Below are 25,820 nucleotides of genomic sequence, written 5' to 3'. Positions count from 1 at the left end.
TAATCTCGAATTAAACAGATGGCATAGATAACGACTGTTCAATGGCGTTTTCAATGCCCGATACCGCCGTCACCACCAGCATCAACATGCCGCCAATCATAAGAATTGAAGCCAACAGGAAGCCACGCGTCACTATCTGAACCTTAACTATCGTTTCATCCAACCAGTGCCGTGCAAACTTCGCCATTGATTGATCAAAACCCTGCAATCGTGACAATAACCTCAGATAACTGATCGCCTCGTCATCCGGGAAACGGTAACCGGTATCGCGCAATGCCTCACCAAAACCAGCCCCCATTGAAATATGCTCGAGCGTAGCCGCGATACGCACATACAGCCAGCGGGAACCCGCCTGTTCCAGCAGCAATTCCAGCGCCGATTGCAACATCATCCCTGAACGGATCAGCAACGACACATTCAATATGAACATACTGCCATGAATGGTTCTGTACAGTGACCACGGCGGAAACCGGTCAAGCACTGTTCGCAGTCGCCCCCCCAGAAAAGATAGCGATAACAACAATAAAATGATCAATATCACCAGCAATATCAGCGAATAAAATCCATAATCGTTGACAAATGTTCCCATCAAATAAAGGGTATAAGCCGCACCATCCCAGGTTTCCGGCTTAGAAACAGCGGCCAGTTTGGGCACCAAACTCCCAGCCACAATATGCAGCAATACACATATCATCCCGATGAGTATAAGTGGATAAATAGATGTGCCAATAACGGCACTGCGGATCTTGCTACCCGCTTCGATCATGGCGATCGCATCCATAAAAGCGCTACGTATGTCGCCGGAACGCTCACCCGCAGCAATCACCGCGACTTCATTGGGACCAATCCATCGCTGTAAACTCTCCGCCAAGGTACTGCCCTGACTGACCGATTCATAGCAACTACTTAACACCAACGCACAACCATTGTTGGGTTTATGGCCTTCGTTGCTGGCGATATTATACATTTCACGTAATGCATCAATCAGCATGATGCGATTTTCCAGCATCATGATTAGATGCCCGTAAAAACGAATCCGTGCTTTATTACCAAACTGGATCTTCGCAAATCGATAGTTCAGTCTTTCAACAAAATCGGTCATGGACATAGCGTTTCACTCTATTTGATGGATCGCAGGAATAATCGGTCCCATCACACGTTCTGCGGCACGGGGATCGATTATTCCGTCATTTATTTTGCGAATAAGTGCGTCGATCTTGCTTAATCCCGCCATCTCCGAGATCCAATATCGAGTCGCTTCGTGATGATGACCCATTCGATAAGCTTGCATTAAGCCGGGGGAAGTGCGTATCACTTCAGCGACTACTGTTCGGCCCAAGGTGCCGCACTGTTTGCAATAGTCACAACCTTCCCCCTGTAGACAAACCGACTCCGGCTGACAATAAAGATTGAGTCGTTTCAACAGACGCTCGGAGACTTCTTGCTCATGCCCTCGCAGGGGAACTTTACAATGAGGACATAACACCTGAATCAGCGCTTGGCTGACTAAACCAATCACCAGACGCGAATCCATTAATAGCGACTCCATCACAGCCTCATCCTGCAAGCGGGGCAAGATCGCTAAAGCATCGTTTGCATGTATCGTGGTCCAAATAAGATGGCCGGTCATTGCGGCACGAAATGCCATCTTTGCCGTCACTGCGTCGCGTATCTCACCGACCATAATCACATCAGGATCGAGTCGCATTGCATCAGCAATTGCCATCGCCCATTCCTGTTCGACAACCATGCTATCACCTCGATCTCCAGTTATAGGCGATTGATTAGCGCCTTCAATTTCATATTCGGGTGGATCTTCAAGCGTAAGCAGATGGATGCCGGCTTGCTCGGTTATCATCTTCTGCATCACAACTTTCAAAGTGGTGCTCTTTCCACTACCGGTCGCACCAGACAAAAGAACCACACCGGCCCGATGCTCCATAAGTTCTTCCAGTATCTGGCACTGTTCCGGCAAATAGCCGAGATCGCTTAAGGTGCACACCGTACCGGGGCTGTCCGCATACAACAATCGCAGCACCATCAACATGCCGCGATCGAGTGGACGGGTATTAATACGCGCCCCGGAAAGTCCGCACTCAGCCAGAAACTCATCTTTCATTCGCGCGCGCTGCGCCTGCATCGGTTTAAACGTCGGCTCTGCCACATCACACATACTTTGATAGATAGTCGCGCATAATCGCAATCCTTCTTCTGGCCGCAGTTGTCCTATTGACCGCAAATAACCATCGATACGGCAACGGATTTCACAATAATTACGGCGAGCAACGATATGCAAATCTGACGCCCGTTCCTCAGTCGCTTCGCCGATTAAGCGAATGATATAACGCTGAACATCCGATTCACTCCCTCCCAGTCCATGACTCTCGCTCTTACTGAGACGGTACAATTCCAATATGCTCCCCATGCCACAAGTGACAGTCTGATAGATAAGGCCATGTCTTTTAACCGTCTCTTCATAGGCCAGCACATGGGGATCAAGCCGGTGGGAAGCAGATACGGCAAGTACGCATTGCCCCTTCTGCTGAGGTAACTCAACAAGACATATCAAACTGCGGTTAGCTAACTCTATTTCAAGTACGCCGCTCAAGGCAGATAAAACTTTTGCACCCTGCCTGACCATACACAACAGATCGGAGCATGTTATTTCCATAAATATCGCCACCCATCAGTAACTAACGGCTTAACGGCAGCGGCGGCGCAACCATCAAGTCAAGGCTATCCAGCAACGATGCATCATTGGTAGCCGTAAGACCTACCTCATAGAATCTCCCCTGTTTGGAGAAAGTCACTCCCCCGGTATCAATGCGGACCACTTTATAACCATTCGGCAACTGTTCACCTGCTTTCACATCCATGATGCCGCCTGAACGAAGCCGGAGCGTAGCGGTCAGAGCCCCATTGCGCCCGAAGATTGACTTAACCAGAGGCAGGCCATTATTAACGGCATCTCTTTTATTCACCATTCTGGAAATTTTATCGAATTCAGCCTGAGCATTTGCCCTTGCGGTTTCAGCTTTAAGTAACATCAAATCCGTCTGTAACTTTTCCAGTTGCGCAGCAACGCTGTCAGTGGTTATCGCTGGCAATGCAGGCTTCTGTGCAACATGGCGCTTCGTCTGAACTGCCGGTAACTCAGTAGATGATGTTTGCGCATATGTCAGGGAAAATACCGACACCACAAATAGACTGATTATAAGCTGGCTAATTTTTTGCATAGAAAACTCCACTCAGCTTCCACTCAGGAAAACCATCAGATAACACAATTCTGGCGCTGGTCACTCTCAATCCGGGGAGCGGCTTACCTGAAAACAGTGCATCTGGCGCTAATTGAGAAGTCAGTGTCCAGTTATAAGTCTGCCAATCAGGATTGGCCCACTCGCGTGTTTCGCCTTCCGGCAAAGGGGGCGGAGGCGGCGGTAAAATGGAAGCTCCCTCAGTCAACGTTGGCGGCGGCAAACCTAGCGCCTGAAAATAAGACATCAGCTCAACCAGCGCCTGATCTGACGACTGCAACACATCGTCGTTGTTTTCCTGATCATGACTCTGCGACTGCTCAAACGGTATCAATACCTGTGCCTGCTCCCCACCATTGGAAATCACCGGGCCAGCCCGGAAAATATTGATAGCAGCAACCTGGAAAACATTGATCGGCATCCCATCATGGCGCTGATAACTCACAGAAATCGCATTAGCATCCAACATAATGGCTTCAATCTGCCAACCCGCGAGTGATAAGGGAACCTTGGCTAAAGCTTTATTCCATGCAGAAAACTGAGACGCCATTGTCGGTTGCGCAAGCCACGGATGTGGCGGAGGAATTTCCACCACCTCATTGGATAAATCCGGTACCCTTATTTCTGTATTCTGCTTATAGATGTGCCACATCCACCAACCGCCAACTAACAAGAACGCAGTACCTGCGGTCATGGCAAAGACCTTAATTTGGTACTTCGACATTTCGCCGGTTAAACTCTCAAGCTGACCAACAGATTTTCTCAATGCGGACTGCGGCAACAGTTGCGCCAATGGTACCTCCAACCACGGCGATTCAAACTCCTTCGGCGCATAAATCGCATTCCACACCCCATTGGCGCCCTCTACCAACTGCACCGTATCACGCAATTTCGCTTCGATCTCTTCACGAGTGCCGATCAAATCACGTCCTGCCATTATCGCGCCCTGATGTACCGCTACCAATGCATAATGTCCATCAGGCAAATGAAACGCACCTATCCAGTTAGGTTTATCCACCGCTTTAGCAAGAACGGCCGCCAATGAATAACAACCCGGTACTCCTGACTCCTTTGGTACATACCCGACCTGTATACTTCGTCCAACACGATGCCGGACAGCCAAAGTAAACCCTGCGGCAATTCCATTTCTGCGTATGTGAGAACGTGTTAACACAGTGACAGGCGGTCGCCAGATGATGCCTGCGACCAACGTCTTACCATATAGCTTGATTTGCATAGCGCGCTCCGCGCCCGTTTCAGTCTGGGTCATTTTTCAATCTACCACCATTCAATCTACCACTATAGGAGTAATCATGACTACGATCACATTATGGTTTCTTTTGCCCTGACGGCTCCCACCCAAGAATTGATTATCCGGGCTGCCCAAACCACTACGATCACTGGTATCTGACTGCTGTTCAAATCCTGATAGCACCAGTGTTTCACCTGAATGTAGTCTCACCTTCTGACTGAATGCGCGTAAATCTATTGTCGGCAACTGCACCTGACCGGTCGCTTTCTCGCCAAATTTCTCCAGCCTCTTTAAATCGCTCAAACTAATGTTGTACTGCAACAATATTTGCTTGTCGGCCATTGCATAAGGCAGCATCAACATATTAAAACCCGTCGTCACTGTCGCTGGCTCGATCCCTACTGAAATGCCAACTTGTGGCGTCGAGGTACTAGAAGTTGATGAAACATAACCGGTCTGGGTTGCAACCTGCATCGGTACCGCTTGCAAATTCAGTGTAGTCACCGAAGGTTGAGTCACTATAGAGACTTTACCTTGGGTCGATAATGCCTTGATCAGTAAATTACTGTCACTAAATGGCCCCTTAAGAATATGAATATTGGTACTGATATCCCCCCCCTCGGTAACACCGCTGCCCGCGCCACCCACTCCGATATGAGCGTCTTTATAGGCCAGTGACCAATCAACGCCATACTGATCAGCCCGATCGAACGTCAGGTTAAGGATCTTGACATTAAGCACCACCTGCGTTGTCAATAATTTGTTCTGCTGATCAATATAATCCTTAATTCTATCAAGTACTTCGGGTGAATCAGTTACCACCAATGATGCCGTCGCCATCGACAAAGTTAACTTACCTTCGCCAGGCGTTAGCATATTTGCCACTGCTTTTTGGATCTCATCCATAACCGAACGGGTCAAAGAAGTCGCGAGAGTTTGGGAACTACCGCTGTTGCCGTTACCGCTATCACTTCCATTTAAGCCCCCGCCGAACGTGGCATTGGTCGTCGCTGTCACGCTGGAAGATAATGCATCCGTACCGGGCAATGCATATATTTGAAACACTCGCGCCTCTGTTTTGAAAATATGCACTGCTCCATTGTGTACTTTCCAATGCAATCCTGATGACAAAATGACCGAATCAAGCAAACCTGCCAAGGAGCCATGCCAATGCACGTTTATTTTCATCTCTTCTGGTTGACCGCCCTCAGATATTGACTGCGCGTTCGAATTGACAACAACCTCCTCCTGACCACTCTCTTTCACCTCCGATGCCGAACTGGGAGGAGACACTGTAAACCGTGCATCAGCACTGATCAGCACCGGCACGCCACAGATACGCTTGATCTTTTCCGCAAACTGACTCAACGTCATCGGCTCCGCTTCCTCCAGCGTCAACATGCAAGAAACAGTTTCACCCTCCTTCTTTGATGGAATCTCCTTAGTTGATACCCAATAACCATGCTCGTGAACATGCACAGCCGTCATGGCGGCAGTATTGCGTAACTCCTTAATAATACTGTTAGCATTTGCCATCTCAGCATCTGCCTGCCGATCAACATTAGAGATTGCTGCACAACTTGCCAGACCAGTCGCTATACAGGGCAACAATATCAATCTGGAAAACGTCAAAAACTGGATATGCATGTTATTACCCCTGAGCCTGTACATGAACAAGCCGCTGTTCCTGATAAATATCGACAACAAAAGGACGATTCGCCATCGTATAGGCTTCGAACAGCTCGCTTACCGCATGGATAAACGTGCCATTAAAACGCAGACCTGCTCGGATAGGGAAATCATAGGAAGCATCCCATACCACTTGGTAGCCAGACCTACTCGCCCATTCTTGTGTAACATCGCGCAGAGTTTGCCCCGGAGTTGCTGTCCACACCGTCGCCACAGGAACGGGTGTACGCATCGGTGCTGCATAAACGGCGACACTTGACATACAGACAAGTACCGTAAAAACATATGTGATTATTTTGTTCATCGATCTTTCCAAAAAGAAAAAAAGTAAGCCAAACAACCTGTTAACCAAGACTAGCGACCCAAAGAAAGCCCGCTTGCGAAACAACAACGAGTATTTCCAACAACTAATATTTCCAACAACTACAGTATTTCCACCAGCGCACCGTCAGATACAAACTTCCGAACATCATCCGGCAATCGTCTGGCAAGCAGACTCTCTACCCGTTTTCCTCTACCGTCGATGAGTCTGGAACCCTGCTTAAAACCAATCTGATCGGGTTCAGCACTCCATTTAAGTAATTCTCCGAAAGCGCCATGCAACAACCCATTGTCGCCGGAGAGGATATTTTTGCGGAAAATATAGACATGAGTCCCTGAAATAAATCCCCCCCAGAGACACTGACTGGCAACGTTGTCACACCAGGCATCGGTATTCACCCACGTCATATGTAGAGTGGTCAATGCCTGTTGCATCTTGCGACTCTTGATCACGCCGACGGAATGATGATTAAGCAATTGCACACCGGCTGAAGCATAGCTACGAAACAGCGCGGCTACATCAGTCTTGGCACGCACTGACTGCACACGCACTTCATACAACAACTCACCAAAAATCAGTTGCATGATAAATACAACGGCAATCCCAACAATCGCTAATGGCCACATTTATGTTCTCCTATTACTCTAGATTGGTTAACGCCAAATCATCAGATGCACAAGATGCTGCTTATCAGTTATGAATTTTCAAAATATGGGTACTGTTTTTAGAAGAATGGAACACGCTGGCAATGTTATATTTGCGATGTGGCCCAGCAATGAATGACACTATGCAAGTTCTTGTATTCTTTAGATTTACCTTGGAATTCTCTTCGGGATAATCCCCCAGTCCAGATCGTTGAAAAACAAGCGGTAAATCAGATTTTTGGCTGTTGCCATTTTTATCCGCTTCATACACAGCCAACACGCAACGCATACGATGGTTATTAGCAATCGGAGGTGTAGAGACGGTGACTAACACAGGGGCATTTGAATTGTTAAAAAAAGGCTGACGCCGACTGTTTACTTTGCCGTCACCGCTAACATAATAGGCATCTCTCTTACTTGTTATTCCTGACGACATTCCCGATGCAAGCCAATAACCACTGCTGATTACCGCTTGATTTGCCAATAACCGCCGGCTTCCACTAGCATCTCTCCATTCCAAATCTGACTTATCAACATTAATCCCCTGACACACCAACAGTTCACCCTGCTTGCTCATGGAGAGGTTACCTAACGCAGGGCACTTGCCACCGACAAGATTTCCAGTTTGAGTGTTGATCACTAAATTATTGCCAACAACGACGTTATTATCTGCATGAATATCACCGGCAGCCAAAGTCCCTTTATTACCGGGATTAGCATTACCATCAAGGATAAACAACGTGCCATGTTCTGGATTGACAACCACTTCACCATCGCTATTTTGTTCAATATAGGAGGGGTTTCCCTGAGAGCGGGCAGAAAAGGCTATCTTATTCACACCATTAACCATACCGGGGCCTTGCATCGACAGAGTATTCACCTGCTCAAGACTATGACCGCCCATGTTGATGCTGGTTTCCATTCTATTCCACTCTGGATGCCCGCCTATTTTTTGTCGATGAAGCAAGTCGCCCGCCAATGTTCCCGGGCCATAGATTGACGCATCCCGCATGAACGGAGCATAAAAAATACGGCCAATCTCCTTGGGTTGATCATTGAAAAAACCAGAAAAAGATCCAGGCGCATTGACTTGACCATAACTATTCCAATAAGTGGCCGGATTACGATGATCCCGATTTTTATAATCCAGATACAGGCCGCCAACCCCAATCAACTGCGCAATCTTCATCGAATGTTTAGCAACATCAGGCTGTTTTCCATTAGCCATTGCTGGAACGCTATAAATCAACGGATCAATGCGTTTTTTGCCATTAGGCAACATAACAATTCGCAATACGCCATCATATTTCTGACCAAGCGGATTAACCGTATTCTGATCAAGCCCCGGAGGTAAATAGGGGGGCAACTCTGCCCAATTAATTGGTGCCGGAGTGGGTCCACGACTTAGAGCGACATAATTATCATTAACATAATCCACCACCGCATCGCCAAGATGTTGGATCTGCCCGGCGACAACCTGATTCACCAGCATGTCACTCTGTCTGTTGAGATAAACCACGCCAACCACCATCATTGATGCCAGTACTATCAGTGCGACAGTCACTTCCAGCAAAGTGAAACCTGCATCATGGCGGCTTATCATCAATATAGATACAGACTCATCATCATGCATAAATAGTCCTTCTTAATAGTAAGTAAGAAAATCTACTCCATCCGATAAACTATTTACCCCAAAAGCGATCCCGCCAAGGGAACGACACTGCGGCCCACTTATGCCGGGCTACCTATTGAAAAGCGCCATAATCAATCCCGCGACTGCCAGACCCGGGCCGAAAGGGATCTGTGGCGCCGTTCTCATTCTGCGTAGTCGCCAAATCGCCAGATAACTTATTAGTGTGAAACTTGCTGCCAGCAAAATCATGAATGGAAGCGCTTCCACCCCCAACCAGGCACCAAGCGCCGCCAGAAATTTAGCATCTCCCATTCCCAACGCATCACGCTGGACCCATTGCTGGGCAATCCACGCCACCAGCCTGAAAAACAGATATCCACAAACCGCGCCACTGACGGCCAAAGGTAATGCCACAAATCCGGCAGAATGCAGATTGAACAACAACCCTAGCCACAGCAAAGAAAGCGTCAGTTGATCGGGCAGCAGCATATGTTCAAAATCAATGATCGCCAGTGCGATCAACATCGAACTCAGCACCAATAACCCCAGCAACCCGTAACTCCAACCCAGATCCAAAGCTAGTAAAGAAAAAAGTAGCGCTACCGCACCTTCAACCAGTGGATAGCGTATAGAAATCGTACCGTTACAGTATCGACAGAGCCCTTTCTGGTACAAATAGCTCAACAGGGGAATGTTATCGCGGGCCGCTAACACGTGGCTGCAACGTGGACAATGAGAACGGGGAAAACAGAGATTAAAGTCGGCAGCCTCGCTATTGATTTCGGAGAAAATCATCATCGGCAAGCGGCAGATCACCACATTAAGAAAACTTCCGACACACAACCCTAACAACCCGGATGCCAGAACCAAACACCCGGTAGAAGATTGCAACCACCCTATCATCATGATGATCTCCCGGCAGATTCAGCACACAACGAACCGCATTGGATAAGAGAACAACAACAAAACTAGTGAAACCGACTTGTTTCCATCACTAAGAAAATGCAGCTTGAGAAGCCTTCACCAAGCCTGCCAAGCCACATATCACATCAAAACAATCAATGTTTTAAAATCAATGTCCTAACTGGCAGAAACAAGCGTCACGGTATTTGCATCATTGGCATTACATGCCGATTCAATTTGCGCCAAAGTCGAATCTGGTTTAATTTCTATGCCAGATTGTTGCCCTTTCCCACTCCCAACGGCCATTTTCGACCAACCAGCAACCCGCAATTTCAGCGAAAGTTGCTGGCAAGCCTCATCAGGCACATTTTGATACTCAATCTTAAAGGTTTGAGCGGTGGCATCGCCCGGAGAAATGGTTACCTTGCCATTCCAACTATTAAAAATAATCCCGGTCTTACCATCCTGAGTCATATTGGCGGGAACGACTTTGTAATTAATGGCGATCTTATTATCCAAACTGTCATAGCCTTTGGCGCCATTTTTAATTGACTTCAAATTTGCAGCCATCTGAGTAATATTCGACGATTCAGTTGAGATTTCCGAAGCCCGGAACAACTTACCAATCCCGGCTGCTGCTGCGGCCAATATCACAATGCCGACAATCATCACAACCAATGCTTCAATCAGCGTAAAACCTGATTGACGCCTGGCGCCACGCAGTACATTGACTTTCTTATTCATGCTAATCACTCCAAAATCAAAATAAGAGACGCATTACCACTCACATACTCACCAAATGAAACAAAATATTAACGCAATAATAACACACATAAAAACATTTAAAACACTTTAGTGTTTCATATTGAAATTAATCCTATAGATTACAATTTGAAAAATAAAATTGTTTAAAACGTTCAAAAATCACACAAACGATCGTCAAAAACTATCAAATATTTTAATTTCAATCGTGAATGTCGATTAAAATTGATGATATAGCTCATTAAAAAATCAATGGATTTTATTCTGTCAATTAGCTGCAAATAATAATTTATAAATATTTTTTATATATAAAATTAACTTGTTGTTAAGACTTGCTGTTGTACCGGGCCTGTCACAGATCACATTTTTGTAAAAATGGGACATACAACAGTGTTCAACACTGAGTGCTCTTTGTTAAAGAAAAAAGCCTTTAATTAACCAAGGTTTTTTAAATGCAGATAGCGAATTTTTGCTCGCTATCTATTGAGAAAGGAATAGAGAATTTAAGCTTAAATGAAACGAAATCAACACTAAGCCGATATCTTAAATCGGAGAGTGTGGTTCTTTGACTTGACAAAACTATAATAAGTAAAAGACCACCTCCATTAGGAGGTGGTGCAGTTTAATACTGACAATTAAAATTCAGTCTCTTAAAAAGATCAATTTGCTATCGATACCTTTCTTTGCAGGTTATTATCACCGACTAAAATGCCGCCAGCAAAAAGCAAAGCATCTTCAGGTAACAATTCACTTTTATCATCTGTTTTTTCTAACACGAAATTATATACGTTTAATGGATCTGTGTTTCTCAATTTAACTGAGCTAAGGGTAGTTTGACCATCACGTGTATATATTGTATCACCAACCTTAAGTTCATCGGCTTTGACTATTCCTCGTAATGTTGCAACAGGATGCGTTGGCGTCAGTGAAACTTTTTCACCGTTATTATAAATTAAATCAACAAATTCGGTATCGTGACCTACAATACGGCTTTTCACTTGTAATACACCACCTTGCTTTGTTAAAACGCTATCGCCTGAACGTATATCTTCAACCTTCTTCTTAGAACCATCGGCCATATCTACTAATGTACCTTCAGCAATACAACCATATTGGATGTTAATCGGTGGGTAAATGAATTGTGAATCAGACGGAGTACTTCCGCCCTTATTAGTATAAGTGAATGGAATAGCAGATGCTTCCTTATCAGACTTATCAGGAGTTGTGAGAATAGTAGCCTGTAAATCCAATACATACCTCTCGTTATTCTTCCAGCATTTTTCCCCAAAATCAGCGTAACCTGAGCCTTTGGAGAAATCCCATGTCAATCTTTTACCGCTTTCATCGACCTTTACATGTTCCCAAAATATATTTTTATCAATTTCTCTTGCTTTACATCCACCACCAGTATCAAGGCCAACCAGCGTCAAATCCGCGCTTATGTGTAAATTCTTGGTTCCCTTAGGCTTTTTATTCTCATCAATCAGGATATAGTCATCGAATTCAACACTGCCAATGATTTCCATGTTGATATATGTATTCTTATTTGGCAGCTTTGGCGTCATTGGACCATAATCGCAAGCATCGGGAGCTCCGTGTTCAGGATTTGCTCTATTTAAGCAAACGATTATTGGGCGCCTATGCTGTAAATACTCCTTATAACCAGGGTCCGTGTTACATATCTTCTTTTTTACATAATCAGGTGCATTAGGTGACGTGTTACACATCTCTTTTGGAACATCGTCGAAATAAAGTATATTTGATTTCATGATAATTGGCCCGTCACTGAGACTTATTCCATTTATTTTTCCCTGATATGTTGCAACAGCGATAACAGAAGATTGATTAGGATTATTAATACCATCAAGTATATCTTCTTCAGAAACGGCTTCCGTTGTATGGCTCCGTACTTCCTTACCCTTTATACTGCTTGAACCTGATGCGATTACCTGTCTAGATTTTTTATCTTTATCAAGTGCAAAAACCACAAGTGAGTCTTGGAACGATGAAGGAAGGGAAGGATCAGGATAGTAAAGAGAATTAAAAACTGTAGCTGAAATTGATTTATAATCTTTAGAAGGTATGATTACAGGCTGCCCGAAAAAATTTTCAGGATCTTTATTCGAGCGATGTATTTCAAGCGATTTCCCACTCTTAATCAGTGCATGTTGCTTTGCTTTTATCGTCTCAATATCTTTAAAAACATCAGGATGCTTCTGTTCAGTAATACCACTGTAGCGTAACAGTGCTCTATAGCCCCCCTCATGTGAAGGGATAGTTAAATTGATTACTTTAGGTTTATTAGGTGTCTTAATGCTATCTAAAAGTTCAGATACAGCCTTATAATCATCTATAGATAACGTATCCAGTTTCGTATCAGCAAGGTATGAAATTATAGGGGTGAGCAGTATGGTAAAAAAAATAAATATTCTTTTGTATAGAGTCATAATTTTTCCTATGAAGGAATAAAAATTTCTTAAGTCAGAAACATTACACAAACTTTATTTACAAATCGCTATTTATTGAACTTTAAACTGACAGGTAACATATTAATATTATCTTGAAATTATTAATTAGAGGGAAAGCATATTAAAACCAAAACCACATATATAATTAATAGTCACTTGTAAGAAAACGTCAAGATTTTTATATTTTCTTTCCTTGTGAAAAATTTTTCGCATAAATATCTACTGGGCTGTGTACTCAAACATTAGGTAAGTGTTATTAAATAAGATTCCAAAATAGCGCTACATCTTATACTACTCATAATTCTATGTATAACAATGGGTTGAAGAAACTCATGTGTAGCAGGATTATGAAACGTTATTTAACTTTAATCACAGCAGATATCCCAATAAAAGTTTACTCCAGATAATTAACTCATCATAAATCTCTTCCTTCATAGTGAAATAAAAAAGTCACAGGCACTTAATATCACCCACCGTTTTCAATAATCAGACTTAATCTATTCCAAACTAAAATAATGAAAAACTTGCTATGAACATATAAAAATGTCGGTTCTGTAACATTATTAAAAAACCCATCTTGAATCACTTTGTTAATTAATGATAAGAATAAAATAAAAATTATTTTCACAAATCAAAAAATATCCATCATGAATAATAATCTTTAAAAATCATGTTGTTGCGGTAGCCATATCTATATTTTCAGTGTTAGTAAAAAAACGATAGAGCTTTTCTTAGATTTTAAACATCAATAACTAATAAAGGAAGAATCATGGCTATAAATCCAGAACAAATCGCTGTTGAATATCCCATTCCTACTTATCGGTTTGTTGTTTCAGTCGGTGACGAACAAATCCCATTTAACAACGTTTCCGGGCTTGATGTTCATTATGATGTCATCGAATATAAAGATGGCATCGGTAATTACTATAAAATGCCGGGCCAACGTCAATCTATCAATATTACCCTGCGTAAGGGGGTCTTCGCTGGCGACACCAAACTGTTTGACTGGATTAATTCTATTCAACTTAATCAAGTTGAGAAGAAAGATATTGCAATTAGCCTGACCAATGAAGCTGGCACCGAAATCTTAATGACCTGGAACGTGGCGAATGCATTCCCAACGTCATTCACCTCTCCCTCTTTTGATGCCACCAGCAATGAAATCGCTGTTCAGGAAATAGCACTGACAGCAGATCGTGTAACCATTCAAGCAGCTTAAAAGGAGAGATTTTATGACCACAAAAACAACCTACCCCGGTGTTTATATTGAAGAAGACGCTTCGCTGTCACTCTCCGTTAGTTCCAGTGCAACAGCAGTACCTGTTTTTGCTGTTGCAAATGACAACACACTAATACCAAATAATTCCTATGTTCGTATTAGTAGCTGGTTAGAATATCTCGCACTAAAAGGTGAAAATGGGAAATTTGATCCCACCGACAAACTTGATATCGCACTGCGAGCCTATTTTATTAACGGCGGTGGATATGGCTATCTCGTCAAAACCGAAGAATTAAAACAACAAGTGCCAAAACTTGACGATGTGACATTGCTGGTTGCTGCGGGAGAAGACATTAAAGATGCCGTAAGTACACTTTGCCTACCGGGCAAAAGTCTATTTGCTATTTTTGATGGCCCAACAACCCAAATAACTTCAGACCAACAACCAGACGATGTACTTAAATCTTATCCAGCAACCCAATATGGAGCAATTTATTATCCCTGGCTGAACGCTGAATGGGGAGAAAATAAAGCCCTGGTTGATATTCCCCCCAGTGCAGTCATAGCCGGTATTTATGCCAGTATCGATAGCACCCGTGGCGTCTGGAAAGCACCGGCTAACGTGGCTATTCAAGGTGGATTACAACCTAAATATCCGGTAACCGATGACCTGCAAGCACAATACAACAAAGTTAAAGCACTAAATATGATCCGTACCTTTCCTAAGAGCGGCACACTGGTATGGGGTGCTCGTACTCTTGAGGACAGCGATAACTGGCGTTATATCCCGGTTCGACGCCTATTTAACAGCGCAGAACGGGACATTAAAAACGCCATGAGCTTCGCGGTGTTTGAACCCAACAGCCAACCGACTTGGGAACGAGTACGCAGTGCCATCAATAACTATCTATATAGTCTGTGGCAACAAGGTGGTTTAGCGGGAAATAAACCAGATGACGCTTACTTTGTTCAAATTGGCAAAGGTATCACCATGACCGATGACGATATCAACCAGGGAAAAATGATCATCAAAATCGGTATGGCAGCAGTTCGTCCAGCAGAGTTCATTATCTTGCAGTTTACACAGAACACCGCTCAATAATTGGAGGCAACATGCCAACAATACCGGCTTATCCTGGCGTCTATATTGAAGAAGATGCGTCATTAAACCTTTCTGTTAATCAGGGGAACACGGCAATACCCGTTTTTATTGGCTTGTTTTCGCCAAAAAACATCAACCTAAAATCACAAGTAACACGCGTTAATAGCTGGCTGGATTTTACTAATCTGTTCAATGCGGGTTATATTGCACCAATCGCAATTAAATCAACAACGGATACAACAGTTGCTGCTACTCCCGGTATCTCTGTTGATGCAGACAATAAAGCTCCCACTTACACTTACAAGGTAACAGTTAACCACACGACCAGTAGTGATGCCCTAAAACTTTATTTCCAAAATGGTGGCGGGCCTTGTTATATCCTGCCACAACCAGATAAGTTAACAGATGGATTTCTGGACTCAATCCCTGAGTTAATTAAGCAGGCTTTAGAAATTACCTTGATCGTCTGCCCTGAATGGGATTCTGATTACCAGAGCAAAATATATAACAGTCTGACATCTTCATTATTAAATGCCGGCTATTTCCTTATCGCTGACAACCAGAATAAAGACACTGCACTCATTACTAAAGTAGCATCACAAACTGCGACGTATTATCCGGCAGTTAAAGTCTCACAACTTATCCAAGCAGAAGATAGCCAGATAGCAGTATCAGGTTATAAAGATGCAGAAACAGAACCCGATGCAATCACCAATCTGGCGCAGCTCAAACAAAAAAACCCAACTGTCTACCAACAAGCGGTTCAAAAAATACAGGCAATACAGGACGAAATAGCCGCCAACGGCAACACCATTCCTGTCAGTACTGTCATGGCTGGCATATATTGTGCCACTGATGCCAGCCGTGGCGTCTGGAAAGCGCCGGCTAATGTTGTACTGAGTGGGATCAGTGATGTGGCCGAACGGCTTACTGATGATGAACAAGGAGAGATGAATTCCAAAGGCATCAACGCTATTCGCTATTTCAGCCACAAAGGTTTTGTCGTATGGGGCGCTCGTACTCTGCAAAACGATGACAACTGGCGTCACATTCCCGTTCGGCGTCTCTTTAATGCGGCAGAACGGGATATCAAGCAGGCCATGCAATCCGTTGTCTTTGAACCCAATAGCCAACCCACCTGGGAACGCGTGAAGTCAGCCATTGACAACTATCTCTATTCCTTATGGCAACAAGGGGCATTAGCGGGAAATAAACCTCAGGAAGCCTACTTCGTTCAGATAGGTCAAGGTATCACCATGTCTGACGACGACATTAAACAAGGGAAAATGATTGTCAAAGTGGGCATGGCCGCGGTACGTCCGGCTGAATTTATTATCCTTCAGTTTTCACAAAATGTAGCACAGTAACCGTGCTGGGACGCGGTTAAACACCGCGTCTATTCAGTCGTTAAGGAGACAATAATGAAGATAAAACAGCCAAGTGTCACCGTCACAAAAGATCTGATATCCCAAAAACCAAATAATGAATTTATCGGCATACCGGTTTTTATCGGTTATACCCGACAACCCGGAAACGAAAGCACTAACGATAAAATCACCATCAAGTTAAACAGCCTGGCTGATTTTCCCCGAACATGGGATAAGTCAGGATTAATGTACTATTCAGTGCGCCACTTCTTTGAGAACGGCGGTCAACAAGTCTATGTGCTGTCACTAGGCAATGATGAGAATCGAAAAGATTTTCAATCAATTATCACCGCACTACAACAAGACTCAGTTACGAAAGCAATTTCCACAGAGAGCGAAATCACGTTGATTGTCGTGCCCGATATTGCCCACTTTAATGATCCCCGCGCCCAAAAAGACCTTTGGTTACAATTCTGGCAATCAGTACTCGATCTTTGCAAGAGTCGACGCGGTATCATGGGATTATTGGATGCCCCAGACAATCCCACATTAGCCGCTGAGTGTTTAAAACAGTTTTCTTCCGCTGATCGACAATGGGGCGCAGTATACTGGCCCCGGCTAAACAGCGCCTATCAGGATAACGAGCAAAATACTGTCGTGCTTTCACCTACCGCAGCGGTTGCTGCCATCATCCAGCGTAACGATAACCAAATGGCCGTCTGGAATGCACCCGCTAATGTCGCGTTAGCCAAAGTGATCAGCCCGATACGCGCTTATATTGAAGCCGATGACCTCTTTAATCCCAATGGCACTTCGTTGAATCTGGTCCGCAGCTTCCCCGGCAAAGGGATTAAAATCTGGGGATGCCGAACGTTAGAAAATACCCACGATTCCCCCTGGCGTTATATTCAGACCCGCCGTCTGGTTTCCTATATCGAAGCTTATATGACTCAACTTGGCCGAGCCTTCGTCTTTGAACCCAATAACGCTACCACCTGGATGAAGTTTAAAGGTCAGGCGTACAACTGGCTGCACCAGTTATGGTTAAAAGGCGGATTGCGGGGCACCCAGGAAGATCAGGCATTTGAGGTATTACTGGGTGTTAACGAGTCGATGAGTGAAGCAGATATGCTGGCCGGGAAAATGATCATGAAAATCAGGTTGGCGGTCTTAATTCCGGCGGAATTTATCGAACTGAGTCTGACATTTGACACCCGCACCGGTAACACCAGCGAAATTTAACCGGGAAAAATATGAATAATTTATACACCCCATCAGTGTCACACCGTTTTATCGCCAGTTTTCTGTTTAATAATATCCCCAGTCCGCTCGACATTGCTTTTCAGCGGATATCAAGTCTCAGCCGTGAGTTGCAAACCACCCAACTCAGTCAAGGTGGAGAAAACGCCAGAAATGTCTGGCTGGCCGAAAAAATCCACCATGGCCGTCTGCATCTGGAACGCGGCGTCATGACGGTGACACCACTCACTCTGATGTTTGATCGCGTCCTGCGGGGCGAAAAAGCGGTTTATGCCGATGTCGTCATCATGCTGCTGAATGAAAATTCAGTCCCCGTGGCAAGCTGGACGCTAAGTAACGCCCTGCCGGTTCGTTGGTCCACCGGCGACTTTGATGCCAATAGCAATGCCGTCTTGGTGAATTCCCTAGAATTACGTTATCAGGATATGCGCTGGTTAGGAGTGAAAGTATGACTGTCGAAATTAAAGAATTGATTATTCAGGCAAAAGTTACCGATTCCGCGAGTGACTTATTGTCCCCGCGAACATTAGCCCAGGAGGCGCTGGATAATGCCCGTCTGATTGAGATGGTAAAACAGGAGGTGTTAGACGCATTGCGTGAAGCAGGAGGCCGTTATGAGCTTAATTGAACGCGGCTTGTCCAAACTCACCCTGACTGCCTTCAAAGACCGGGAGGGGAAAATTTCCGTGGGAAGTTTACAGGCGATGTATAACCCCGATGCCATTCAACTCGATTATCAAACCCATTATCAACAGGATGAAAGTGTTAACCATACCAGAAAAAGTAGTCACTATGTGTCATCGCAACCGGCTGGCTTGTCATTAGTCCTGCTGTTTGATGCTTCCATGCCAGGCAATAATATCCCAGTTGAAACACAACTGACGACCCTGAAAGCCTTATGCGCCGTTGATGCCAGCACCCATGTGCCCCACTTCCTGAAAATCAAATGGGGCAAAATGCGCTGGGAAAACAAAGGCTATTTCGCTGGCCGGGCCAGTGGCCTTACCATTAATTACACCCTGTTTGACCGGGACGCCACCCCACTGCGAGCCAGTGCCACTTTATCTTTGGTTGCAGACGAAAGCTTTGTTATTCAGGCCACTGAGCAGCAGTTAAAATCACCACCGGTCACCGCAGTCAGTGTGACAGATATGCTCACCCTGCCGTTGATTGCCTTAGGCGCTGGCGCTTCTCTGGCAAGCGGCATTGATTATCTCTCCCTTGCCTGGCAAAACGATCTGGATAATCTTGATGACTTCACCCCAGGGCAAACACTGCAAGCACAGGAGAAGGCATGAAAATACCTGAGATAACCATTAAGATAAGCGGCAAAACCCTCAATCAATTTACGGCTATCAACCTGACAGTAAACCACTACATCAATGGTATTCCCTCGGTTAACATCACTCTGGGTATCGCCGGCGATGCTAACCATATTTTTGATGTCAAAGCACAAGCTGAACTGGCAAACTGCCGCCCCAATAATGAACTTATCGTACAGATCCAAAAAACCATATTGTTTAGAGGGATCATTGTTCGGCAAGCACTTAAGTTCAAAGGCCAGGACAGCCTGATGACCTTGACGGCAAAACATCCATTGCAAAAATTAACAGATGGCCTCCACTCACAGCTATTCAGCAAACAAAGTGATGAAGCGATTATCAAGAGGCTATTCAGTCAGGCCGGTATACAAACGACGATAAAACAGGCCCCTCAGCTCAAAACCGTGCATGAGCAAATGGTGCAATTTCGCTGTAATGACTGGACATTCTTAAAAAGCCGACTTATCGCCACTAATACCTGGCTGCTGCCCGGCAATGAAGTCGTTACACTGATAACACCTAAAGCGCTGAATCAATCAACTGTACATACGATCCATCAGAGCACCAACGATCAGGACATTGTACTGTTTGAAGCAAACTTGCAATGGGATAACCAGCGCAGCCCCAAAACGGTCAGTGTACAGTCCTGGGACATTACCCAACAAAAACTGTCTCAGACAATTCAGGTGAAGAATAGTGGGCTTGGCAGTAATAAACTAGCGGTAGACAGCATAACTACACTGACCAATAAAGACTGGCAATGGGTTTTTAACTATCCACTGGATAATGAGCAAGCTAAATATCTTGCTCAAGGCATTATGGATAACCTGCGAAGTGATAACGTCTCCGGTAGTTTTGAAGTCGAAGGTGATAGCCGCTATCAGCCGGGTGATGTCCTCGCGCTGAATGGCTTTGGACAGGGGATGGATGGTCAAGGGATTATCACCGGCGTGAGCCAGATAATTAATCAGCGGCAAGGCTGGCGTACCCGGTTAACCTTAGGTATGCCGCCAGATGCAGAACAGGCAGTTCCTCCGGTTAAAGAGTTGCATGTTGGTATTGTTGAAAAATACCAACCAGACAGCCAGTCACTGGGACGTATTCCGGTCAAGATACCGGCGTTAAACTTAACCAACAGTGTACTTTTTGCCCGCTTGGGTAAGCCTTATGCCAGCCATGAAAGCGGATTTTGCTTCTACCCTGAACCAGGAGATGAGGTGATTATCGGTTTCTTTGAATGCGATCCGCGCTTCCCGGTGATATTAGGTTCCATGCACAACCCGAAAAATAAAGCTCCGGTAGAACCCAGTGAAAAAAACCCAATGAAAACCTTAGTCATCAAACAAGGAGATCATCAACAGGCTTTAGTGTTCAATAATCAAGATAAAACTGTCGTGCTCAATAGCGGAAAAAACACGTTATCTCTGCAACAGAATAAAGATATCACGCTTAATTCAGCTAACAACCTCATCACCAATGCTCAGGAAATTAAAATACAGGCCGAAAAATCCCTGTCCGCCTCAGGAAAATCGGGTGTAGATATTAAAGGAGCAAAGATTAACTTAACACAATAATAAGGCAATGAAATGACAAACAAAATATTAGCCGATATTTATGGTCGGGGCTGGGCATTTCCGCCACAGTTTTTTATCAATGACAACCCGCCTGAAATACAATCTGGCGTCATTATGGCAGAAGGGGCAAAAAATGTCCGTCAGAGTATAAACATTCTTTTTCTGACGGAACCCGGTGAACGAATTATGCGTGAAGACTACGGCTGTGGTCTGAATGATTACCTGTTTGCCAATATCAGTGATGAATTGATGGCAGACATTCAAACCCGTATTGAAGAACGGGTATTACGCTATGAACCACGCGCAGAAATTACCGCGATTCAAGTGAACCAGAGAACAAACTTGCCCAACACTCTACATGTTCAGGTTACCTATGCGTTGAGAGGTAGCGACATCAACCAACAGATTGAAGGCGTCCTTGAAGTTAATGAAGGCCGGGTACAGGTGAGTTTATGAGTAAACAACTGGTGATTGATGGCGACAACCTGCTATTCGAACCGTTGTTTGGCAATCGGCAAGTCACAATTCTGGGACCTGCGACCATTCGAGGCAGCGGACACGCCAAAATCCAAGGCAAAAAAATCGTTATTGTGGGTGACGAAAAAAAAAGTACAGCTTCAAGCTCAATATATTACCCCTAGCCATCCGGTACCCGGCATGGGCATAGTCACCATTGCCCAGTTAGACGCGAACCAGCAGGTAAACTTTTGTCGTACTCCCGCCACGGCAATTGTTGTCGGGCAACAATTTATCGCCCGTTTTACCCCGACCCAACCTGCTAATAATCCGTCAACTGGCCCAGATCCAGATGTGACAACGCCGAGTATGGGCAAAGGCCGCTTTATTGCCAGCCAATATGCAGTCAGTGCCGGATAAATAACCTCTTCAACCCTACTTTTAAATAACAGGTGGAATAAATATGGGACAAGCCGAGTTAGATAATAAACTCTCTGCTATTGTGCCGGATACTGTATTTAAACTTGATGAAAGAAGTACACTGGATATTTTAAACTGGCTTAAAGCTTATACTGGAATAATTCCTTTCGATAAAGCTTATGCTGAAAAAATCCCTTTCGATCAAGAGAAAAAACAGTTCTGGGATAGTTTTTACTTTATTCAAGAAAATACTCCTGAAGAATTAGCGGATATTTATCAACATGCTAATAAAGCAGATGGCCTTTTACCGCCACATCAAGCTTTTGTTTTTGCTTTTTTAAAGTTATTAGAAACACCCAACCGATTATTAAATACATTCCCGGCCCGACACCGCGATCTTTATTACCGGGAATTACTGGGACTAAGCCCCAGAAAAGCCCAAGCGGATAGCGTTGCTTTAGGCATTACCTTAAATACAGATAACTCAGAATATCTTATCCCTAAAGGAACCCTGTTTGATGCCGGGCAGGATAGCGTCGGCAACCCATTACAATATACATCAGAAACAGATTTACTAGCGAATCAAGGGGAACTGACCGACCTGCGTTGGTATCGGAAAGATAAGGATAGCTGGCAATCGACAATACCTCTTAGCCTCTCAGATAACATTGCATTACCTGAAAATGGTATTCAACTTTTTAATCCAACAGCCAATGACGTACCGGTTCTATCCGGTTATCTGATTAAATCATCTTTATTTTCTATGCCCGCTGGAGAACGTCATATCACATTGACGCTGGAAAACGATTGGGAAGGTCAAGCGGGACATCTCACAGCTAAAATCAGTGCAGAAGATCACTGGTTATCGTTGTTGGCAGAACTTATCGACAAAAAAAATATTAAACTGGAATTATCATCCACGGCTGATCCTACCAGCCCGCCAGATAATCTTGATGGCATGACATTCGACATACCGGTATTAAAACTAGGTACGACTCAGAAACCCATGTTGCCCAAAATTACCGGGATTGAAATCAATATTAACGGCAACCGCAGTGTGCACTATGCCTCTGACGGTGGTATTGAGCAGACGGATACCGCCAGCTTCCCTTTTGGTCAATCACCGTCGCTGGGTTCTGGTTTTAATCTGGTTGCCCCAGAATGGTATGGCACTGAAAACGCAACATTGACGATGACTCCTCAATGGGTTGGCTTACCGACAAGCAGTTTTTCAACATGGTATGAAAAATATAATCCGAAACCTGCCAGTAATGGGGTGTTCGCAATACAAGGTTACTTAGTCACATCTCAAAAGAGAGACGCTCTCAATAACGCTGAATCTCAGTCATTATTTGGTGGAACAGGTGCCCCACAAGGGCAAAGCCTGACATTTACCTTGCCGGAGATGCATTATCCCCTCACAGACAGCCCATCGCCCAACGAATGGCCTGCATCCGTGCGCATAGAATTGGCCGAACAGGATTTTATGCACGCCCAGTACTGGCAAAATCCCACGGATAAAAATGTTCCTTATACGCCACAAATCAGTGCATTGCAGATTCAATTCAGCGCTAAAGCTAAACCTGAACAATTCACCGTTTACCCGCTGACGCCTTTTGGTTGGGCAAACACAAACGAAGATCCCCTTTCATTCACTAACGACGCACTCTATTTGGGTTTCACTAATGTGTTACCGGGACAAACTTTATCGCTATATTGGCAGTTAGAGGGCTTTAAAGCGCTCAATTTATCCTGGTTTTATCTCAATCAGAGCAACACTTGGAGTTCATTGGATAAGCTAGTTGACGACCAAACCCATAACCTGTTTGACCAAGGTATCTGGCGCACACTACTGCCACAGGACGCGTCAAATCAGGCAGCTCTGATGCCAACAGGACGATACTGGCTGAAAGCAGAAATAACCCATCAGGCTGAATCTCAGGATTACCCAAGAATTAAAGGCATACTGTACAACGCCGCCACCGCTACCTTAATCAATGCAGAACTCGTTGAAACTGACCACTTTATCAATGGATTACCCGCCGACAGTATTACACAACCGGTCAATGCGTTAGTTGCTATCGATAGTGTCAATCAGCCTTGGGTATCCTGGAACGGCCACCCGAAAGAGACAGAACAAGCCTTTATGACACGGGTTTCTACCCGATTGTCTCATCGTAACCGGGTACTGAGCTGGGATAACATTGTCACTTTATTGAAAGAACAATTCGTCAGCTTATTTGATGCTAAATACCCTTCCACGAGTCAGTTAACCAAAATTCCGGCCCCGGAAGAACAAAGATTAATTGTGATCCCAGACAGCCGTTACAAAAATAACGATGATGTACTACGCCCAACCTTGAGTCCGGCCCGGTTGGAAGAGATGGTTAAATGGATAAGTCAGTTAAGCAGTCCCTGGACAACGATTAAAATCGATAATCCCACCTACGTTAACGTTGATGTGAGTTATCAAGTAGCATTTATTTCCGGTGTTAACCCCGATTACGGCCATCATCAGTTACAACAGCAATTAAGCCGAATCTATATGCCGTGGGCAGAGGATACCGCCATCGGTGTGACACTAGGTAACCGCATTGATTACTACCAGTTATTAGCCACCATCCAACAATCCCCTCTGGTTGAACGGGTCACCAACTTAACGTTGAAAAAATCGTCCCAAACTGCAGGAGCAGTCGGCGACAGTGTAGAAGCTGCTGATAATGAAGTACTGATTTTGGTTTGGTCAGAAAATAGTTCCACTAATAAAGGAGCAGACAGTGAATAATCAAGACGCCCTGTTTCCCATCGTTAAAGACGATATCGCCTTTGAGACCTTACTCACTCAAGCTAAGACGGTCATTGAGCAACAGTCTGGGCAACTCTGGAACAATACCGAAGAAAATGATCCCGGTATTACCTTATTAGAAGCCTGTTGTTACGGCGCATCTGATCTCTCCTATCGCCATTCGCTAGCCCTGCGCGATTTGCTTACCCCCGAAAAACAAGAGCAGACACTGGGTGATGGCATTTTTCCAAAGGAATTCGGCCCACAACAAATGCTGACCTGTGGCCCGATCACTGCGGAAGATTATCGCCGGGCTTTACTGGACTTACATAGCAGCGACACCGACAATGAAACAAGTGAAGATTATTTTTTCTTTAATGATATCCAATTGATTCGTGAACCTGAAAATGAACGTTATCAGTACTGGTATAACAAAGAAAGCCGTGAATACAGTTTTATTCAAGAACAAGATCAAGAACGGCTAACACTAAGAGGAAACTATTGGCTTTATTTACTCCCCAGCAGGAAAACTCAGATCAATAATAAGCTAGATCAGGAAAAGCTCAATGATTTCCTAAACGATAACCGTAATCTGGGGGAATCCGTCAGTAAAATTATCTGGCTGCAACCCGTAGATTTCTTATTGCAGCTTGATATTGAACTTGATGATGATGTCAGTGATGTTGCTGATATATTTGCCCAAGTTTATATGACAACGGAACAAATGGTGCTTACAAGCCCATTACGTTATAGCACCCAAGCTATGATTGAACAAGGTTACAGTAATGAAGAGATATTTGAAGGCCCTTATTTACATCACGGTTGGATACCGGAATTATCGGCGGCTAAAGATTACACCAAGCCGACAGAATTAAAGCTCAGCCATCTGGCTAATCGTTTACTGGCTATTCCCGGAGTACAAAATATTACCCGATTGGCATTAGGCAAGCATGATGAAAACATTTCTCCGCTGGCGGACGATAGTTGGTCCTGGACAATCGCTCAAGGATACTATCCCAGGCTATGGGGTAACGATCCCTTAGACTTAATTTCCTCATCAGCAAGCCCACTCACTATTACCGCCAAAGGCGGAGTAAAAATCACTGTTTCTAAACAAGATATAGAGAACAAAATCATTGCAGAACCCAGGGCAACCGCATGAATGCTTAAATATTATTCAGATTAGAAAATCCTGCTTGTACGACTTGTTCCAGAAATTGCGTTTTCATCCAGGCTCGCATTCGTTTCTTTCTTATACTTAATTTGCTGCCTTCTGTTTTCAGCATATTCAAGGCAATTCGCCTCAATATCGCGATATTTTCCGCCGCATTTTCTCGATAAATCTGACAATCATCCTCATGAAACGTCGCATCCAATACCCAATGGAG

The 25,820-nt window shown here is 44.5% G+C and carries 22 protein-coding genes and 2 pseudogenes; 12 read left to right on the top strand and 12 right to left on the bottom strand.

From position 1 onward, the window contains the following. Positions 1 to 10: 10 nt before the first annotated feature. From C6H66_RS14870 to C6H66_RS14820, 11 genes are all read right to left on the bottom strand, one after another. Positions 11 to 1,108 (bottom strand): type II secretion system F family protein, encoded by a 1,098-nt coding sequence (locus C6H66_RS14870; protein ID WP_036778911.1) that lies wholly within the window; start codon positions 1,106 to 1,108, stop codon positions 11 to 13. Between the two features lie 6 nt (positions 1,109 to 1,114). After that, a complete protein-coding gene (locus C6H66_RS14865; protein ID WP_105395980.1) occupies positions 1,115 to 2,671 on the bottom strand; it encodes a GspE/PulE family protein in 1,557 nt (518 codons plus the stop codon). A gap of 22 nt (positions 2,672 to 2,693) precedes the next feature. Beyond that, a complete protein-coding gene (pilP, locus tag C6H66_RS14860; RefSeq protein WP_044467156.1) occupies positions 2,694 to 3,236 on the bottom strand; it encodes a type IV pilus biogenesis protein PilP in 543 nt (180 codons plus the stop codon). Beyond that, positions 3,223 to 4,524: a type 4b pilus protein PilO2 gene (pilO2, locus tag C6H66_RS14855; protein WP_105395979.1), complete on the bottom strand. Its 1,302-nt coding sequence runs from the start codon at positions 4,522 to 4,524 to the stop codon at positions 3,223 to 3,225. Before pilO2 ends, pilP begins: the two co-directional genes overlap by 14 nt. 18 nt (positions 4,525 to 4,542) lie before the next feature. Further along, positions 4,543 to 6,153: a PilN family type IVB pilus formation outer membrane protein gene (pilN, locus tag C6H66_RS14850; RefSeq protein ID WP_105395978.1), complete on the bottom strand. Its 1,611-nt coding sequence runs from the start codon at positions 6,151 to 6,153 to the stop codon at positions 4,543 to 4,545. Between the two features lie 4 nt (positions 6,154 to 6,157). Then, positions 6,158 to 6,499, bottom strand: a complete 342-nt coding sequence (locus C6H66_RS14845; RefSeq protein WP_036778921.1) for a toxin co-regulated pilus biosynthesis Q family protein — start codon at positions 6,497 to 6,499, stop codon at positions 6,158 to 6,160. A gap of 119 nt (positions 6,500 to 6,618) precedes the next feature. Next, positions 6,619 to 7,143 (bottom strand): hypothetical protein, encoded by a 525-nt coding sequence (locus tag C6H66_RS14840; protein WP_105395977.1) that lies wholly within the window; start codon positions 7,141 to 7,143, stop codon positions 6,619 to 6,621. Positions 7,144 to 7,207: 64 nt separating this feature from the next. Next, on the bottom strand, positions 7,208 to 8,794 hold the full coding sequence (gene pilV, locus C6H66_RS14835) for a shufflon system plasmid conjugative transfer pilus tip adhesin PilV (protein WP_046396473.1): 1,587 nt from the start codon (positions 8,792 to 8,794) through the stop codon (positions 7,208 to 7,210). Between the two features lie 108 nt (positions 8,795 to 8,902). Then, positions 8,903 to 9,700 (bottom strand): prepilin peptidase, encoded by a 798-nt coding sequence (locus tag C6H66_RS14830; RefSeq protein WP_105395976.1) that lies wholly within the window; start codon positions 9,698 to 9,700, stop codon positions 8,903 to 8,905. Positions 9,701 to 9,874: 174 nt separating this feature from the next. Further along, positions 9,875 to 10,441 carry a type 4 pilus major pilin gene (locus tag C6H66_RS14825; RefSeq protein ID WP_046396474.1) on the bottom strand — a complete coding sequence of 189 codons (567 nt, stop codon included), beginning with the start codon at positions 10,439 to 10,441 and terminating at the stop codon, positions 9,875 to 9,877. 677 nt (positions 10,442 to 11,118) lie between these two features. Beyond that, a complete protein-coding gene (locus tag C6H66_RS14820; RefSeq protein ID WP_105395975.1) occupies positions 11,119 to 12,906 on the bottom strand; it encodes a Hint domain-containing protein in 1,788 nt (595 codons plus the stop codon). A 790-nt stretch (positions 12,907 to 13,696) separates the two neighbouring features. Between C6H66_RS14820 and C6H66_RS14815 the strand changes: the two genes are divergently transcribed. From C6H66_RS14815 to C6H66_RS14760, 12 genes and pseudogenes are all read left to right on the top strand, one after another. Further along, positions 13,697 to 14,146 carry a phage tail protein gene (locus C6H66_RS14815; RefSeq protein ID WP_105395974.1) on the top strand — a complete coding sequence of 150 codons (450 nt, stop codon included), beginning with the start codon at positions 13,697 to 13,699 and terminating at the stop codon, positions 14,144 to 14,146. Between the two features lie 13 nt (positions 14,147 to 14,159). Continuing rightward, positions 14,160 to 15,248 carry a phage tail sheath family protein gene (locus C6H66_RS14810; RefSeq protein WP_105395973.1) on the top strand — a complete coding sequence of 363 codons (1,089 nt, stop codon included), beginning with the start codon at positions 14,160 to 14,162 and terminating at the stop codon, positions 15,246 to 15,248. Between the two features lie 11 nt (positions 15,249 to 15,259). Beyond that, positions 15,260 to 16,615, top strand: a complete 1,356-nt coding sequence (locus tag C6H66_RS14805; RefSeq protein WP_105395972.1) for a phage tail sheath family protein — start codon at positions 15,260 to 15,262, stop codon at positions 16,613 to 16,615. A 54-nt stretch (positions 16,616 to 16,669) separates the two neighbouring features. Beyond that, entirely contained in the window at positions 16,670 to 17,857 is a 1,188-nt protein-coding gene (locus C6H66_RS14800; RefSeq protein WP_105395971.1) for a phage tail sheath family protein, read from the top strand. Between the two features lie 11 nt (positions 17,858 to 17,868). Next, positions 17,869 to 18,327, top strand: coding sequence for a phage tail protein (locus C6H66_RS14795; protein ID WP_040152823.1), 459 nt, complete (start codon positions 17,869 to 17,871; stop codon positions 18,325 to 18,327). After that, positions 18,324 to 18,503 carry a DUF5908 family protein gene (locus C6H66_RS14790; RefSeq protein WP_011146007.1) on the top strand — a complete coding sequence of 60 codons (180 nt, stop codon included), beginning with the start codon at positions 18,324 to 18,326 and terminating at the stop codon, positions 18,501 to 18,503. The genes C6H66_RS14795 and C6H66_RS14790 overlap by 4 nt, the downstream gene beginning before the upstream one ends. Next, on the top strand, positions 18,490 to 19,173 hold the full coding sequence (locus C6H66_RS14785; protein WP_105395970.1) for a CIS tube protein: 684 nt from the start codon (positions 18,490 to 18,492) through the stop codon (positions 19,171 to 19,173). The genes C6H66_RS14790 and C6H66_RS14785 overlap by 14 nt, the downstream gene beginning before the upstream one ends. Beyond that, positions 19,170 to 20,771 carry a phage baseplate assembly protein V gene (locus tag C6H66_RS14780; RefSeq protein WP_105395969.1) on the top strand — a complete coding sequence of 534 codons (1,602 nt, stop codon included), beginning with the start codon at positions 19,170 to 19,172 and terminating at the stop codon, positions 20,769 to 20,771. Before C6H66_RS14785 ends, C6H66_RS14780 begins: the two co-directional genes overlap by 4 nt. 12 nt (positions 20,772 to 20,783) lie before the next feature. After that, entirely contained in the window at positions 20,784 to 21,227 is a 444-nt protein-coding gene (locus tag C6H66_RS14775; protein ID WP_105395968.1) for a GPW/gp25 family protein, read from the top strand. Beyond that, a pseudogene (locus C6H66_RS14770) lies at positions 21,224 to 21,647 on the top strand (hypothetical protein). Before C6H66_RS14775 ends, C6H66_RS14770 begins: the two are co-directional and overlap by 4 nt. 43 nt (positions 21,648 to 21,690) lie before the next feature. Next, on the top strand, positions 21,691 to 24,432 hold the full coding sequence (locus tag C6H66_RS14765) for a hypothetical protein (protein ID WP_105395967.1): 2,742 nt from the start codon (positions 21,691 to 21,693) through the stop codon (positions 24,430 to 24,432). Then, a pseudogene (locus C6H66_RS14760) lies at positions 24,425 to 25,579 on the top strand (hypothetical protein); the annotation flags it as partial. The gene C6H66_RS14765 and the pseudogene C6H66_RS14760, both read left to right, overlap by 8 nt. 19 nt (positions 25,580 to 25,598) lie before the next feature. Here the strand turns inward: C6H66_RS14760 and C6H66_RS14755 are convergent. Then, positions 25,599 to 25,820 (bottom strand): transposase (locus C6H66_RS14755; protein ID WP_146111051.1); only part of this gene is annotated, 222 nt, incomplete at its 5' end.

The sequence above is a fragment of the Photorhabdus hindustanensis genome, from assembly GCF_002968995.1.
Lineage (GTDB): Bacteria > Pseudomonadota > Gammaproteobacteria > Enterobacterales > Enterobacteriaceae > Photorhabdus > Photorhabdus akhurstii.
The sequence above is the reverse complement of the archived record's forward strand: the minus strand, read 5'-3'. Positions and strand labels throughout refer to the sequence as shown.